This is a genomic window from Faecalibacterium gallinarum, from assembly GCF_022180365.1.
In the GTDB taxonomy this organism is placed as follows: domain Bacteria; phylum Bacillota; class Clostridia; order Oscillospirales; family Ruminococcaceae; genus Faecalibacterium; species Faecalibacterium gallinarum.
This window is the reverse complement of the sequence record NZ_BQKV01000104.1, coordinates 1-14,527: the sequence shown is the minus strand read 5'-3', so window position 1 is coordinate 14,527 and position 14,527 is coordinate 1. Positions and strand designations below refer to the sequence as shown.

Here is a 14,527-nt window from a genome sequence, read left to right as displayed (position 1 = left end):
AAGAAACTATTTTGGGGAAAAGGGAGGAAGACAACCTTGCTGACCTTCAAACAATACGTTCGGGCCCAAAGCCTGGACGAAGCCTACGCCCTCTGCCAGAAGCGGTCGAACCTGGTTTTGGGCGGCATGCTCTGGCTCAAGATGCAGGACCGGACGGTGAACACCGTCATCGACCTGTCGGGCCTGGGCCTCGACCAGATCGAGCAGACCCCCGAGGGCTGGCGGATCGGGGCCATGGTGCCCCTGCGGGCTCTGGAAAAACACTCGGGCCTTGCCGCCCTCACCAATGGGGCCATGGCCGAGAGCGTCCGCCACATTGTGGGCGTCCAGTTCCGCAACCTGGCCACTGTGGGGGGCAGCCTCTATGGCCGGTTCGGCTTCTCGGACGTGCTGACCCTCTTCTTGGCCCTGGGGGCGGTGGTCCATCTGCACCACGGCGGGGATATCCCCCTGGCGGAATACGTGAACCAGCCCTATGAACGGGACATCCTGACCCATGTGTTTGTTCCGAACCAGACCGGGCGGATGGCGTACATCGCCCAGCGGAATCAAGCCACCGACTTCCCGGTTTTGACCTGCGCGGTGGCGGTGGGGCCCGAGGGAGTCCGCTGCGCCATCGGCGCCCGGCCCATGAAGGCCGCTCTGCTCACCGACGAGGCGGGGATTCTGGCCGGAGGCATCACCCCCGAGAGCGCCGCGGCCTATGGAGAATACGCCGCCGAACACACCGCCTTTGGCTCGAACCTCCGGGGCAGCGCCGACTACCGCCGGGCGCTGTGCAAGGTTCTGGTGCGGCGCGCTTTACTGGCCTGTAAGGAGGATGCGTAATGGAAATCCAGCTCACACTCAACGGCCGGCCGGTGCGCGCCAGCATCGAGCCGGACACCCTTTTGATTGATTTTGTCCGGGCTCACGGCTGCCCCAGCGTCAAGCGGGGGTGCGAGACCGCCAACTGCGGCCTGTGCACCGTCCTGATGGACGGGGTGCCCGTCCTCTCCTGCTCGGTGCTGGCCGCCCGGGCCGACGGCCACAGCGTCCAGACCCTGGAGGGCTTGCAGGCCGAGGCCGAGGAGTTCGTCTCCTTCATCGCCGACCAGGGCGCGGAACAGTGCGGCTTCTGCAACCCGGGGTATGTGATGAACACCATCGCCCTGCTGCGGGAGAACCCCGACCCCACCGACGACGAGATCCGCGCCTATCTTGCGGGCAATCTCTGCCGGTGCTCGGGCTACGAGGGCCAGCTGCGGGGCATCCGGGCGTTCCTCAACGCCAAAAAAGCAAAGGAGGCCGAACCCAATGCCTGAACTGAAAACCGTCGGCAAACCTGCCCGGAAAAAGGACGCCATGAACCTGCTCTTGGGCAAGCCCGCCTTTGTATCGGACGTCACTCCCCGGGACTGCCTGGTGGTCAAGATCCTGCGCAGCCCCCACGCCCACGCCCTGATCCGCTCCATCGACACCACCCTGGCCATGAAGGTGCCGGGGATGGTGGCCGTCTATACCTATAAAGACGTACCCAACCACCGCTACACCAACGCGGGCCAGACCTACCCCGAGCCCTCCCCCCACGACCGGCTGATCCTGGACCAGCGGCTCCGCTTTGTGGGGGACGCGGTGGCCATTCTGGCGGGCGAGACCGAGCAGGCCGTCGCCAAGGCCCTGAAGCTGGTGAAGGTGGACTATGAAGTCCTGACCCCGGTGCTGGACCCCCACACCGCGAAAGACAACCCGATTCTCGTCCACCCCGAGGACAACTGGGAATCCCTCTGCCCGGTGGGGGCCGACAACAAGCGGAACCTCTGCGCCAGCGAGACCACCTCGGACGGAGACGTGGAGGCGGTGCTGGCGGACTGCGACATCGTCATCGACCATGTCTGGCACACCAAGCCCTGCCAGCAGGCCATGATGGAGACCTTCCGCACCTACACCGAGATCGATCCCTTCGGGCGGCTCCACGTCATCAGCTCCACCCAGATCGTTTTCCATCTGCGGCGGATCCTCTCCATCGCTCTGGGCATCCCCAAATCCAAGATCCATGTGGAGAAGCCCCGGATCGGCGGCGGCTTCGGCGCAAAACAGACCATGGTGGCCGAGATCTACCCCGCTTTCGTCACCTGGAAAACCGGCCGGGCCGCCCGGCTGGTCTATACCCGGCAGGAGTGCCAGACCGCCGGCAGCCCCCGCCACGAGATGGAGCTCCACGTCCGGCTGGGCGCCAATAAGGACGGCAAGATCCGGGCGCTGGACGTCTACACCCTCTCCAACACCGGCGCATACAGCGAGCACGGCCCCACCACCGTGGGCCTGTCGGGGCATAAGTCGATCCCCCTCTACACCGGCGGGCTGGAAGCCTTCCGGTTCGCGTACGACGTCGTCTATACCAACGTCCAGGCCGCGGGCGCCTACCGCGGCTACGGCGCCACCCAGGGCATCTTCGCCGTGGAGAGCGCCGTAAACGAGCTGGCCGAGCGGCTGGGTGTGGACCCGGTGGCCCTGCGGGAGCAGAACATGGTCCGGGAAGGGATGACCATGCCCGCCTACTACAACGAGGTGGCCAACGCCTGCGCCCTGGACCGCTGCATGGCCCGCTGCAAAGAGCTCTTCGACTGGGACGCACGGTTCCCGGTGCGGGACATGGGCAACGGCAAAGTCCGGGCCGCCGGTGTGGCCATGGCCATGCAGGGCTCGGGCATCTCGGGGGTGGACGTGGGTTCCGCCACCATCAAGCTGAGCGACGACGGGTTCTACAATCTGAGCATCGGCGCGGCGGACATGGGCACCGGCTGCGACACCATTCTGGCCCAGATGGTGGCCGAGTGCATGGACTGCGACCTGGACAACGTAGCCGTGTCCGGCGCAGACTCGGATACCTCCCCCTATGATTCCGGCTCCTACGCTTCCTCCACCACCTACGTCACCGGCAAGGCGGTGGAGCAGGCCTGCGAGAAGCTGAAAAATCAGCTCTGCACCCTGGCCGCCGAGGCCCTGGGCTGCCAGCCGGAGGAACTGGAGTTCACCGGCAAGGCGGTCCGCCGGCTGGACGGCACTGCTGAAATCAGCCTGGCGGACCTCGCCACCCGCTCCATGTGCAGCAACACCACCGCCGTCCAGGCCACCGCCACCCATTCCTCCCCGGTCTCGCCCCCGCCTTTTATGGTGGGCATGGTGGAGATCGAGCTGGACAAGGAGACCGGCGCCGTCACCGTCCTGGACTACAAGGCGGTGGTGGACTGCGGCACCCCCATCAACCCCAATCTGGCCAGGGTCCAGACCGAGGGCGGCATCGTCCAGGGCATCGGCATGGCCCTGTTTGAAGATGTCCACTACACCCCCGAGGGGAAGATTCTCGAGGACTCTCTGATGCAGTATAAGATCCCCACCCGGCTGGACATGGGCCACTTGCAGGTGGAGTTCGAGTCCAGCTACGAGCCCACCGGGCCCTTCGGCGCCAAATCCATCGGCGAAATCGTTATTAACACTCCCTCCCCCGCCATCGCCCATGCGGTGGCCCGGGCCTCCGGCGTCTGGGTGCGGGAGCTGCCCATCACCCCCGAAAAGGTCCTGATGGGGATGCTGGAAAAGGCCGAGGGATGATTTATCTCATCTGTCTAGCCGCCGGGCGGGGCCGCCGGTTCGGCGCGGACAAGCTGCTGGCCCCCTGGCAGGGCCGCCCCCTCTATTCCTGGGGGCTGGAAACCCTGGCGGCGGCCTGCGCAGGGCAAACGGATGCCCGGCTGATCGTCGTCACCAACACCCCCGCCATTGCCGAAAGCGCCCGGGCCCTGGGGGCGGAAGCCGTCCCCAGCCCCGAAAGCGAAAAGGGCCAGAGCTTTAGCATCCGGGCCGGGCTGGACGCCCTGCCGCCTTTACAGGAGAACGATTTTCTCCTCTTTGGGGCGGCGGACCAGCCCCTGCTCCGGGTGGAGACGGTCCGGCGTCTCTTGGACACCGCCGCCCCCGGCGTCTTTGGGGCGACCGTCGCCGCCGGGGACCGGGTGGGCAGCCCGGCCCTTTTCTCCGCCGCGCTGGCCCGCGCTCTCTATGCTCTCGAGGGGGACCGGGGCGGCCGGGGGGTGCTGAACACCCACCCCGAACGGGTGCTCCGGGTGGAGTGTGACCCCGAGGAACTGCGGGACATCGACCGCCCGGAAGATCTGGCCCGCCTCTCACCAAACTAACCCCCACGCCGCCCCGGCAGAGCTCTGCCGGGGCGGCTTTTTGATGCCGGGGGAGAAATCTTTTGTGAAAGGCTTGACAAACCCTCGGCGAGGGGCTATCATAAAGCCGAAGCTGAACTGAATAAAAGGTCTTTGGGGCAGGGTGAAAATCCCGACCGATGGTATAGTCCATGACCCGCCTATATAGGCGGCTGATCTGGTGTGATTCCAGAACCGACGGTTAGAGTCCGGATGGGAAAAGACGTTTTCCGGCTGGCAGGGCGCCGTTGTTACGGCTGCGCTGCCCCGGATTTGTTTCCTGAGGCCATATAGGTTGGCTTCAGGAAATTTTTTTAGGAGGTTTCAGTTTATGAAACGTGGTAATGTCCGCCGCCTCACCGTGGCCGCCCTGATGGGGGCCGTCGCCTTTGTGCTGCAATACTTCAGTTTTTCCATCCCGGTGCTGTCCGCCTTCGCCGAGCTGGATCTCTCGGCCCTGCCCGAGCTAATCGGCGGGTTCATCCTGGGGCCGGTGGGGGCGGTGATGATCGTCACCGTCAAACTGCTGCTCTACATGATCTTTAAGGGCACCAGCTCCATGTACACCGGCGAGATCCAGAACTTTCTGCTTAGCTGCGCCTATGTGCTGCCGGCGGTGCTCTACTACCGCAAACACCGCACCAAGCAGGGCGCGCTGGTGGGCATCGTCCTGGGCAGCATCGTCAGCGTGGTGGCTTCCATCTTCACCAACCTGTACCTGATCTTCCCCGCCTACATGTTCCTCTACGGCATGAGCTGGGACTCCATCCTGGAGATCTGCGCCGTGGCCAGCCCCTGGATCAAGGATATCCCCACCTTTGTGGCCTTCTCGGTGGTGCCTTTCAACCTGGTATCCCGGGCGGTAACCTCGGTGCTGACCATGCTGCTCTATAAGCGAATCAGCGTCCCCCTCAAAAAGATGATTCAGGATTGACCGAACGAGAAAGGAGACACCCCCTTATGAAATTCAGCGTTGACAAACACCTCACCTTCGACCAGGCTGTGGAACTCATGTTCGAGAAGCTGGGCGACTGGAAAATTATGGCCCTGGCCAGCTCGGTGAACGATTATGTCATGGTCCGGAACGTCAGCTGCCTGTTCTACGACCACAAAATCTGGTTCAAGACCGACAAGAACTTCCGCAAGACCCAGCAGCTCTACCAGAACCCCCATGTAGCCCTCTGCTGGAGCGGCGTTCAGGTAGAGGGTCTGGCCGCCAACAAGGGCCTGGTGATCGACGAACCGGACCGCCGGTTTGAAAAGCTCTACAAAGAGTTCCTCTGGGGCAGCTACAACAAGTACTCCCACGAGAAGGACGAGATCATCATCGAGGTGACCCCCAAGTTCGTGGAAGTCTGGGACACCAGTTCGGACAACTACGCCTACCAGATCTTCATCGACTTCGACAAAGAGGAAGTCACTGTCAAACCCTACGACAAAGAGTAACCCTCCCTGACCGCTCCCGCTGGATGACCGGCGCGGGGCGGTCTTTTTTTGCCCGGGCGCGGGCGTGATTGATTGGTTTTGACTGTTTTTGGATGTTTTGACCCCAGAAGGCCCCCAGCTTTGTGAATTATTTCGGTTGAATTTGATTGACTTTGATTGTTTTTGGTGGTATACTCAGGCCAAACAAGAGAAAAACTCCATCATCCGGGGGCCGGATTACAAAAATCAGTCAAAACCCTCCACGGGAGGGTGCCGGATGGGAGTCAGGAAAGGAGCATCTCCCCCATGCTTGCGGAAGAACGGTTCGACAACATCCTCAAACTGCTGGCACAGCGGCGATCGGTGACGGTCCAGGAGCTGTGCGACGCGCTGGACGCCAGCGAATCCACCATCCGGCGGGATCTGGTTCTGCTCCACCAGCAGGGGCGGCTGAACCGGGTCCACGGCGGGGCCACCCTGCCGGACAGCGCCTTCCTCACCGAGGAGCCCACCATGACCGCCAAGGAACAGCAGGCCGTGGCCCAGAAGCAGAGTATCGGCCGGATGGCCGCCGGGTTTGTGCAGGCCAGCGACTTCGTCTTTGTGGACGCGGGCAGCACCACCTTGCAGCTAGTACAGGCCCTACAAGGGCCGGCCCTCCAGGCGACCTTCGTGACCAACGGCATCGCCCACGCCCGGCTGCTGGCCCAGAAGGGCTGCCGGGTCTATGTGCTGGGGGGCGAGATCCGCCCCAACACCGAGGCCATTGTGGGGGCTGCCGCCATGTCCAGCGTCCGGCACTACAATTTCACCAAAGCCTTTATGGGCGCCAACGGCGTCTCCCTGGACAGGGGGTTCACCACCCCCGACGTGGAAGAGGCCGCCCTCAAAGAGCTGGTGATCAGCCGCACCCGGGAAAGCTGGTTCCTGGTAGACGATTCCAAGTTCGGCAAGCTCTACCCCGCGGTGATCTGCGAGCTGACCGACGCCGCCATCGTCACCAACCAGCTGACCAATGAAAAATACCGCCGCCACGTCCTGATCAAAGAGAGCAGCCCGGAGGGCGAAGACGCCCGGGCACCGGAAAAGGAGAATGAGCTATGATTTACACCGTCACCTTTAACCCCGCCATCGACTATGTGGTCCACCTGCCCGGCAGCCTCCAGCTGGACGCCGTCAACCGCACCACCCAGGAGGAATACCAGTTCGGCGGCAAGGGGATCAATGTCTCCAGCGTGCTGAACGCCCTGGGCTGCGAGAACACCGCCCTGGGCTTTGTGGCCGGGCCCACCGGCCGCTGGCTGGAAGATGGGCTCCGGGCCCAGGGGGTGCACACCGACTTCATCCACCTGGACGAGGGGGTCACCCGGATCAACGTCAAGATCAAGGCCGGAGAGGAGACCGAGATCAACGGCCTGGGCCCCCGGATCGGCGAGGCCGACATGGCCCAGCTCACCGCCCAGCTGGACCGGCTGGGCCCCGGGGACGCCCTGGTGCTGGCGGGCAGCATCCCCGCCTGTCTGGCCGGAGACACCTACGAGAAAATCCTGGTCCGGCTGGAGGGCCGGGGGGTCCAGGTGGTGGTGGACGCCACTCGGGACCTGCTGGTGAACGTGCTGCAATACCGGCCCTTCCTCATCAAGCCCAACAACCACGAGCTGGGGGAGATCTTCGGCCGGGTGCTGACCACCGACGCCGAGATTACCGCCTGCGCCGCCATGCTCCAGGCCCGGGGCGCCCGGAACGTCCTGGTGAGCATGGCCGGGGACGGCGCCCTGCTGCTGGATGAGCACGGGGTCACCCACCGGATGGGGGTACCCAAAGGCAAGGTGCTGAACAGCGTGGGCGCCGGAGACAGCATGGTGGCCGGCTTCCTGGCGGGATACCTGCAAAAGGGCGACTACGACTGGGCCCTGAAACTGGGCACCGCCGCAGGCAGCGCCACCGCCTTCTCCCTGGGTCTGGCAACCCGGGAGAAGATCGACGAGCTGCTGGCCACCCTCTGATCCCGCGTAATAAAAAACGTATTTTATAGAGGCATCTATACAAAAAGGAGAGGATCTTATGCGCATTACCGAACTGTTTTCCGTCAATGCCATCGCGCTGGACGGAACGGCCGCCGATCAGGCCGCGGTGATTGACACCCTGGTGGATTTGCAGTGCAACCACGGCAACATCACCGACAAGGCCGCCTATAAGGCCGCCATCTACGCCCGGGAGAAGGAAGCTTCCACCTATGTGGACAACGGCATCACCGTCCCCCACGCCAAAGCCGCCTGCGTCACCCGGCCCAGCCTGGCGGTGCTGCGGCTGGCCCAGCCGGTCCAGTATAACCCCGAGGACGACAGCAAGAGCGACCTGTTCTTTATGATCGCCGCCCCCGAGAATGGCAGTCTGCACGTGGATATGCTGGCCCGGATGATGCAGATGCTGATGCACGAGGACTTTGTGGAAAAGCTCCGGGCGGCCAAGTCCCCCCGGGAATTCCTGGATTTGATCGACGTCCAGGAGCAGCAGCAGTTCGGGGCCGAGAGCTTCACCGACCAGGAGATCGCCCCCCAGGGCTACCGGATCCTGGCGGTGACCGCCTGCCCCACCGGCATCGCCCACACCTACATGGCCGCCGAGGCCCTGGCCAAAGCGGGCACCAAGCTGGGCCTGCCCTGCAAGGTAGAGACCAACGGCTCGGGCGGCGCCAAGAACATCCTGACCGCCGAGGAGATCGCCGCCTGCGACGGCATCATCGTGGCCGCCGACAAGAACGTAGAGACCGCCCGCTTTGACGGCAAACCGGTCCTCTTCACCCGGGTGGACGATGGCATCCACAAGCCGGAAGAGCTGCTCCAGAAGATCGAGAGCGGCACGGTGCCCGTCTTCCACGCCAAGGGCGGCAAGCCCGCCGCCGAGGACGCGGGCAAGGACAGCCTGGGCCACACCGTCTACAAGCACCTGATGAACGGCGTCTCCCACATGCTGCCCTTCGTGGTGGGCGGCGGCATCCTCATCGCCCTGGCTTTCCTCTTCGATGACTTCTCCATCAACCCCGCCAACTTTGGCATGAACACCCCTCTGGCGGCCTTCTTTAAGACGGTGGGCAACGCGGCCTTCAGCTACATGCTGCCCATCCTCTCGGCCTACATCGCCATGTCCATCGCCGACCGGCCGGGCCTGGCCGTGGGCTTTGTGGGCGGCGTGCTGGCCATGAACGGCACCAGCTTCTCGGGGCTGGCCGCGGGCAGCACCACCGGCGTTTCGGGCGGTTTCCTGGCGGCCCTGCTGGCAGGCTTCGCAGCGGGCTATCTGGTCAAGTTCCTTGAGAATATCACCGAAAAACTCCCCAGCAGCGTGGACGGCATCCGGCCCATGCTGATCTATCCCCTGGGCGGCATGCTGGTGATGGGCCTGGTCATGTGCGCCATCAACCCCGTCATGGGCCTGATCAACGAGGGGATCGCCGCCTGGCTGAACACCATGGGCGGCACCTCCAAGGTGCTGCTGGGCGCCATCTGCGGCGGTATGATGAGCGTGGACATGGGCGGCCCCTTCAACAAAGCGGCCTATGTCTTCGGCACCGCGGCTCTGGCCTCCGGCACCTACGATGTGATGGCCGCCGTCATGGTGGGCGGCATGGTTCCCCCCATTGCCATCGCCCTCTCCACCACCTTCTGCCCCAAGAAGTGGACCCGGGAGGAGCGGAAGAACGGTTTCGTCAACTACATCATGGGCCTGTGCTTCATCTCGGAGGGCGCCATCCCCTTCGCCGCCACCGATCCTCTGCGGGTTCTGCCCAGCTGCGTGATCGGCTCGGCTGTGGCGGGCGCGCTGTCCATGGCTTTTGGCTGCACCCTGCGGGCACCCCACGGCGGCATCTTCGTCTTCCCTGTGGTGGGCAACGCTCTGCTGTATGTGGTGGCCCTGGTAGTGGGCAGCGTGGTGGGCGCCGCCCTGCTCAGCCTGGTGAAAAAGCCGGCACAGGAGTGATTCTCCTCTAAAAATCTTTTAAAAATTGGATTTTCCTATAAAAAACACTTGAAAAATTTGTGCAATCGATGTAAAATACTCAATCGCAAGCAACCCATTTAGGAAAGAAGGATTATTACGATGAAATATCTTGCAAAGATTGCTGCCGTCTGCGCCCTGGCTCTGTGCATGGTCGCCTGCGGCGATTCCGCTTCCAGCACCGCTGCTTCCAGCACTGCCGCATCCAGCACCGCCGCTTCCAGCGAGGCTGGCTCTGAGGCTTCTGCCGAGGGCGGCTACACCGGCACCCAGACCGCTTCTGCTACCGGCATGGGCGACCTGAGCGTCACCCTGACCTTCGAGAACGGTGTGGTCACCGACTGCGAGATCGACGCTTCCAACGAGACCCCCGACATCGGCCAGGTCGCCGCTGAGGATCTGGCTCAGGCCATCGTGGACGGCAACACCCCCAACGTGGACGCTGTTGCCAGCGCCACCATCACCTCTGACGCTGTGGTCGAGGCCGCTCAGGCTTGCTTCGACGCCGCTGAGGTTGCATACTAATTCATCGGTACATGAAAAAACCGCCGCAGGCTCCCAAGTGAACTGCACCCCATTTGCTAGACAGTATGGTATACTGGATAACAAGTGGGGTGCTTTATTATGCCAAAAGGAATACCGAACAAAGGTATTCGGCAGAGTATGAGCCGCAAAGGGAACTGTCTGGACAATGCGGTGGCAGAAAACTTCTTCGGCCTACTCAAGAGTGAACTGCTTTATCTGCAAGAATTTGAGTCTATGGAGCACTTCAAGCAGGAACTTGTGAATTATCTTGAGTATTACAACAACCGCAGAATTAAGACAAAACTAAAGGGCTTGCCGCCTGCTATTCACAGACACCAAGCCCTTTCGGCTGCTTAAACAATGTTTGCTTTCAAATATTGTCTAACTTTTTGGGGTCACTTCATTTTTTTGTTTTATTCCGGCTTTTTCGGAGCAGCGCCGGTGCAGATGGCCCCGTGGGGGCAGGCGGCTTTGCAGCGGCCGCAGCGGATGCATTCGGGGCTGTTGGGGGTCTTGTGGACCGGGATATCCAGGGGGCAGGCCTTTTGGCAGGCGGTACACCCGGTGCATTTGGCCGGGTCGATGGAATACCGGTAAAGGGCCACCGGGTTAAACAGGCCGTACACCGCCCCCAAGGGGCAGAGGTACCGGCAGAAGGGCCGGTAGACCACCACCGACAAAAGCAGCAAGAACACCAGCAGCCCCACCTTCCAGGCAAAGAGCCAGGAGAGGGCCGACTGAAGGGCGGGGTTGGCAGAGACCAACGGCAGCCCCCCGAAGAGGGTGCCCGAGGGACAGATGTATTTGCAGAACCAAGGCTGGCCCTGGCCCACCACATCCAGCACCGTCAGGGGCAGCAGGATCACAAACCCCACCAGGATCAGGTATTTCAGCCACCGGAGGTATTTGTCCCCCGGGAGCTTTTTCCATTTTTTGGGGAAAGGGATCTTGTGGACTAGGTCCTGCACCAGCCCGAAGGGGCAGAGCCAGCCGCAGACAAACCGGCCCAACAGCCCCCCGAATATGAGCAGAAAGCCCACCACATAAAAGGAGAAGGAGCGGTCCCGGCTGGTGACCACGGCCTGGAAGGACCCGATGGGGCAGGCCCCCAGGGCTCCCGGGCAGGAATAGCAGTTGAGCCCCGGCACACAGACCTGTTTGGTGGGGCCCTTGTAGATTTTGCCCTGAATGAAACCGGCGGCGTAACCGTTGGTCAGGGCTGCGGTGCAGAGCTGAACCGCCGTCCGCAGATGGTTGATTTTCTTCTTACCCAAGGCCGATACACTCCATGCAGATATTCACCGCTTTGCGGTAGACCAGCTCGATCTCCCCCCGGCCCGCGCCAAGCACCAGGAAGACCAGCCCCAGCCCGATCAGCGCAAGGCCGGCGCGATTTTGCCGCAGAAATCTCATGCGCCCACCTCTTGCAGCATCTGGTCGAGAATCTCCTGCCAGGTTTCTTTGTTCCGGGCGCCCAGGTAGGCGCTGCCCACCTGACGGCCCGCCTCATCCACAAAGAAGGTGGTGGGCACGGTGTTGATCTGGACCAGCAGGCCATAGAGGTCCTCGCCGGGGATGATGTGGAGGTAATCCGCCCCGGTGGTGTCGGCGATCTCCTGGGCCAGGGCCACCTGGTCGGGGTCGATGACGCCGTCCGCCGTCCAGACGTCGGACACCATGCCGATGATCTGCACCCCACGGTCGGCGTACTCCGCCGAGAGCTCGCCCAGCTCGGGCATCTCTTTGATGCAGGGCCCGCAGAAGGTGGCCCAGACGTTCACCATGGTCAGGGTGTGCCCCTCCAGAACCTCCTGGGTGACGGTGTTGCCCGCCAGATCCTGGGCGGTGAAGGCCGAGAGGATGCCGGGGGCGGTGTTGGCCGCGCCGGACGACGCCTCAGAGGCCGGGGTCGACTGGGCCGCCGAGGCCGCCGGGCTGGTGGAACCGGTGGAAAAAGAACCGGCCTCTCCCCCGCAGGACGCCAGGCCCAACACCAGACAAACCGCCGCCGCCAGGCCCAGGGCCCGGTTCCAGTTTCGGTTACAGAATCGTTTCATGCAGATACCCTCCGTTGGATGACAATTTTTCAGGGTAACTTTACTATAAGCCGGGCGGTTTTTCTGTGATTGAATCACCAACCGGGGGCGGAGGGGCTTTTCTCCCCCACGAATTGACATTTTCCGCCGGGGCTGATAATATTAGTGTGCATATTAGAGAATCGGGCAGGGCTGGAGCCCCTGCCCCCTCGTGGAAAAAGGGAGAGAAGGATCAGAAATGGCGATGGATGGATTTCTTTACAGCACCTATGTTCAGATTTTGAAGGATGAGCTGCTGCCGGCCATGGGCTGCACCGAGCCCATCGCGGTGGCCTATGCGGGGGCCATCGCCCGCCGGGCCCTGGGGGCCCTGCCCGACCGGGTGGTGATCGAGGTCAGCCGGAACATCATTAAAAATGTCAAGAGCGTCATCGTCCCCCACACCGGCGGGATGCGGGGGCTGGAAGCCGCCTGCGCTGTGGGCATTGTGGCGGGCAAGGCCGACCGGGAGCTGGAGGTCATCTCGGAGGTGACCCCCGAGCAGATCGAAGCCACCCAGAAGTACGTCCAGGACACCCCCATGACGGTGGATTTTGCAAAGTCGGACCTGATCTTCGACATCTGCATCACCGTCTACCGGGGGTCCGACTCCGCCTTTGTCCGGATCGTGGACTACCACACCAACGTGGTCTGTGTCCGCCGGGGCGAGGAGGTGCTGCTCTCCCGGGAGATCACCGGCAAGACCGAGAGCGCCATGGCGGACAAGAGCCTTTTGACCATTGAGAACATCTACAACTTCGCCAACGAGGTGAAGATCGAGGACGTGAAAGAGGTCCTGGACCGGCAGATCGCCTACAACATGGCCATCGCCGAGGAGGGCATCCGGGGCAACTACGGCGCCAACATCGGCAAGGTGCTGCTGAAAACCTACGGCGAGGAGGACATCAAGATCCGGGCCCGGGCCATGGCCGCCGCCGGGTCGGACGCCCGGATGAACGGCTGCGAGCTGCCGGTGGTCATCAACTCGGGCAGCGGCAACCAGGGCATCACTGCCTCGGTGCCGGTGATCGTCTACGCCCGCCACCTGGGGGTCAGCGACGAGAAGCTCTATCGGGCGCTGGTGGTGTCCAACCTTTCCACCCTCCACATCAAGGAGGGCATCGGCCGCCTGTCCGCCTACTGCGGCGCGGTGGGGGCCGGTTCCGGCGCTGGGGCGGGCATCGCCTATCTGATGGGCGGGGACTTCACCACCCTGGCCCACACCCTGGTGAACAGTCTGGCCATCATCTCGGGCACCATCTGCGACGGCGCCAAGGCCTCCTGCGCGGCCAAGATCGCCTCGGCGGTGGACGCGGGCATCCTGGGCTATTACATGTACCAGAACGGCCAGGAATTTTTGGGCGGCGACGGCATCGTCAAGCGGGGGGTAGAGAACACCATCCGCTGCATCGGTCTGCTGGCCTCGGTGGGGATGCAGGAGACCGACAAGGAGATCGTCAAACTGATGATCCAAAATAACTTTATGGCCTGAGGCAATACCATGAAGCAGACCGAAACCCTGAAAGAAAAAGTCTATAACCAAATCTTAGAGGACATCGTCCAGGGGCAGTTTAAAGCCGGGCAGATCCTCACCGAACAGGAACTGGTGGGGCGGTACGCCGTGAGCAAATCCCCGGTACGGGAGGCGCTGACCGTTCTTTCCAGCGAGGGAATCCTGACCAACATCCCCCGGTACGGCTACGAGGTGTACAGCTTTACCCTGGAGCGGGTGGCCAATATCATGGAATTCCGCTCGGTTTTGGAGGATCACCTGCTCTGCCGGACAGCCCAGACCATCCAGCCCCAGGACATCGCCCAGCTGCGGGCCCTGATCCGGCAGGAGGAGCCGGGCTGCGGCGTCTGGGAGCACTGGCAGATCAACGAGAATTTTCATCTGGCGCTGGCGGCTCTGGCCCGGAACGAATACTGCTACCAGGAACTGCGCCGCTCCATGCGGCTTTTGAAACTGGCCTACGCCCAGTTTTACTGGTCTCAGTGGAACCGGGCGGCCCTGCCCAACGACCTGAAAAACCACAGCTCCATCCTGGACGAGCTGGAACAGGGCAACCTGAGCGCCGCCCGGATCTGCCTGAAAAACGACCTGGCGGACTTCTGCATGCAGTGATCCGCCGATAAAACCACAAAAGGACCAGCCATCAATGAAGTGACCCCAAAAAGTTAGACAATAATTTGAAATAAAAATAGTTCAAACAGCCGAAAGGGCTTGTTGTCTGTGAATTGCAGGCGGCAGGCCCTTTAGCTTTGCCTTAATACGCCGGTTATTGTAGTAATCCAGATAGTCAATGA

At 62.5% G+C, this 14,527-nt stretch carries 16 protein-coding genes, 1 pseudogene and 1 riboswitch; of the genes and pseudogenes, 13 read left to right on the top strand and 4 right to left on the bottom strand.

Translation table 11 applies throughout. The features are described from left to right. Positions 1-36: 36 nt before the first annotated feature. The 11 genes and pseudogenes from JCM17207_RS12075 to JCM17207_RS12025 form a co-directional block, all read left to right on the top strand. Entirely contained in the window at positions 37-828 is a 792-nt protein-coding gene (locus tag JCM17207_RS12075) for an FAD binding domain-containing protein (protein ID WP_238317882.1), read from the top strand. Continuing rightward, positions 828-1,304: a (2Fe-2S)-binding protein gene (locus JCM17207_RS12070; protein ID WP_238317881.1), complete on the top strand. Its 477-nt coding sequence runs from the start codon at positions 828-830 to the stop codon at positions 1,302-1,304. Before JCM17207_RS12075 ends, JCM17207_RS12070 begins: the two co-directional genes overlap by 1 nt. Further along, complete coding sequence (locus tag JCM17207_RS12065; protein ID WP_238317880.1) at positions 1,297-3,594, top strand: xanthine dehydrogenase family protein molybdopterin-binding subunit; 2,298 nt, start codon at positions 1,297-1,299, stop codon at positions 3,592-3,594. Before JCM17207_RS12070 ends, JCM17207_RS12065 begins: the two co-directional genes overlap by 8 nt. Then, positions 3,591-4,178 (top strand): nucleotidyltransferase family protein, encoded by a 588-nt coding sequence (locus JCM17207_RS12060; RefSeq protein ID WP_238317879.1) that lies wholly within the window; start codon positions 3,591-3,593, stop codon positions 4,176-4,178. The genes JCM17207_RS12065 and JCM17207_RS12060 overlap by 4 nt, the downstream gene beginning before the upstream one ends. 124 nt (positions 4,179-4,302) lie before the next feature. Continuing rightward, positions 4,303-4,425, top strand: a riboswitch (FMN riboswitch). A 102-nt stretch (positions 4,426-4,527) separates the two neighbouring features. Beyond that, positions 4,528-5,130, top strand: a complete 603-nt coding sequence (locus JCM17207_RS12055) for an ECF transporter S component (protein WP_238317878.1) — start codon at positions 4,528-4,530, stop codon at positions 5,128-5,130. A 26-nt stretch (positions 5,131-5,156) separates the two neighbouring features. Beyond that, entirely contained in the window at positions 5,157-5,642 is a 486-nt protein-coding gene (locus JCM17207_RS12050) for a pyridoxamine 5'-phosphate oxidase family protein (RefSeq protein ID WP_238317877.1), read from the top strand. Between the two features lie 285 nt (positions 5,643-5,927). Beyond that, positions 5,928-6,725 (top strand): DeoR/GlpR family DNA-binding transcription regulator, encoded by a 798-nt coding sequence (locus JCM17207_RS12045; RefSeq protein ID WP_238317876.1) that lies wholly within the window; start codon positions 5,928-5,930, stop codon positions 6,723-6,725. Then, positions 6,722-7,627 (top strand): 1-phosphofructokinase, encoded by a 906-nt coding sequence (pfkB, locus tag JCM17207_RS12040; RefSeq protein ID WP_238317875.1) that lies wholly within the window; start codon positions 6,722-6,724, stop codon positions 7,625-7,627. The genes JCM17207_RS12045 and pfkB overlap by 4 nt, the downstream gene beginning before the upstream one ends. Before the next feature lie 58 nt (positions 7,628-7,685). Further along, complete coding sequence (locus JCM17207_RS12035; RefSeq protein WP_238317874.1) at positions 7,686-9,602, top strand: PTS fructose transporter subunit IIABC; 1,917 nt, start codon at positions 7,686-7,688, stop codon at positions 9,600-9,602. 120 nt (positions 9,603-9,722) lie between these two features. Further along, positions 9,723-10,145 (top strand): FMN-binding protein, encoded by a 423-nt coding sequence (locus tag JCM17207_RS12030; protein ID WP_238317873.1) that lies wholly within the window; start codon positions 9,723-9,725, stop codon positions 10,143-10,145. A 126-nt stretch (positions 10,146-10,271) separates the two neighbouring features. Next, positions 10,272-10,502 (top strand): annotated as a pseudogene (locus JCM17207_RS12025) (transposase); the annotation flags it as partial. 56 nt (positions 10,503-10,558) lie between these two features. Here the strand turns inward: JCM17207_RS12025 and JCM17207_RS12020 are convergent. Genes JCM17207_RS12020 through JCM17207_RS12010 form a run of 3 tightly spaced genes read right to left on the bottom strand, consistent with a single transcriptional unit; the run spans position 10,559 to position 12,202 of the window. Beyond that, positions 10,559-11,419 carry a 4Fe-4S binding protein gene (locus JCM17207_RS12020; protein WP_238317872.1) on the bottom strand — a complete coding sequence of 287 codons (861 nt, stop codon included), beginning with the start codon at positions 11,417-11,419 and terminating at the stop codon, positions 10,559-10,561. Beyond that, entirely contained in the window at positions 11,412-11,558 is a 147-nt protein-coding gene (locus tag JCM17207_RS12015) for a CD1871A family CXXC motif-containing protein (protein ID WP_238317871.1), read from the bottom strand. Before JCM17207_RS12015 ends, JCM17207_RS12020 begins: the two co-directional genes overlap by 8 nt. After that, entirely contained in the window at positions 11,555-12,202 is a 648-nt protein-coding gene (locus tag JCM17207_RS12010; RefSeq protein WP_238317870.1) for a TlpA family protein disulfide reductase, read from the bottom strand. The genes JCM17207_RS12015 and JCM17207_RS12010 overlap by 4 nt, the downstream gene beginning before the upstream one ends. A 217-nt stretch (positions 12,203-12,419) precedes the next feature. Here JCM17207_RS12010 and JCM17207_RS12005 point away from each other — a divergent pair, with 217 nt between their 5' ends. Together JCM17207_RS12005 and JCM17207_RS12000 are read left to right on the top strand one after the other, a co-directional pair. Next, positions 12,420-13,712: an L-cysteine desulfidase family protein gene (locus JCM17207_RS12005; RefSeq protein ID WP_373871969.1), complete on the top strand. Its 1,293-nt coding sequence runs from the start codon at positions 12,420-12,422 to the stop codon at positions 13,710-13,712. A gap of 9 nt (positions 13,713-13,721) precedes the next feature. Next, positions 13,722-14,345 carry a GntR family transcriptional regulator gene (locus tag JCM17207_RS12000; protein ID WP_238317868.1) on the top strand — a complete coding sequence of 208 codons (624 nt, stop codon included), beginning with the start codon at positions 13,722-13,724 and terminating at the stop codon, positions 14,343-14,345. 81 nt (positions 14,346-14,426) lie between these two features. Here JCM17207_RS12000 and JCM17207_RS11995 read toward each other — a convergent pair. After that, positions 14,427-14,527 (bottom strand): IS3 family transposase (locus JCM17207_RS11995; RefSeq protein WP_238317912.1); only part of this gene is annotated, 101 nt, incomplete at its 5' end.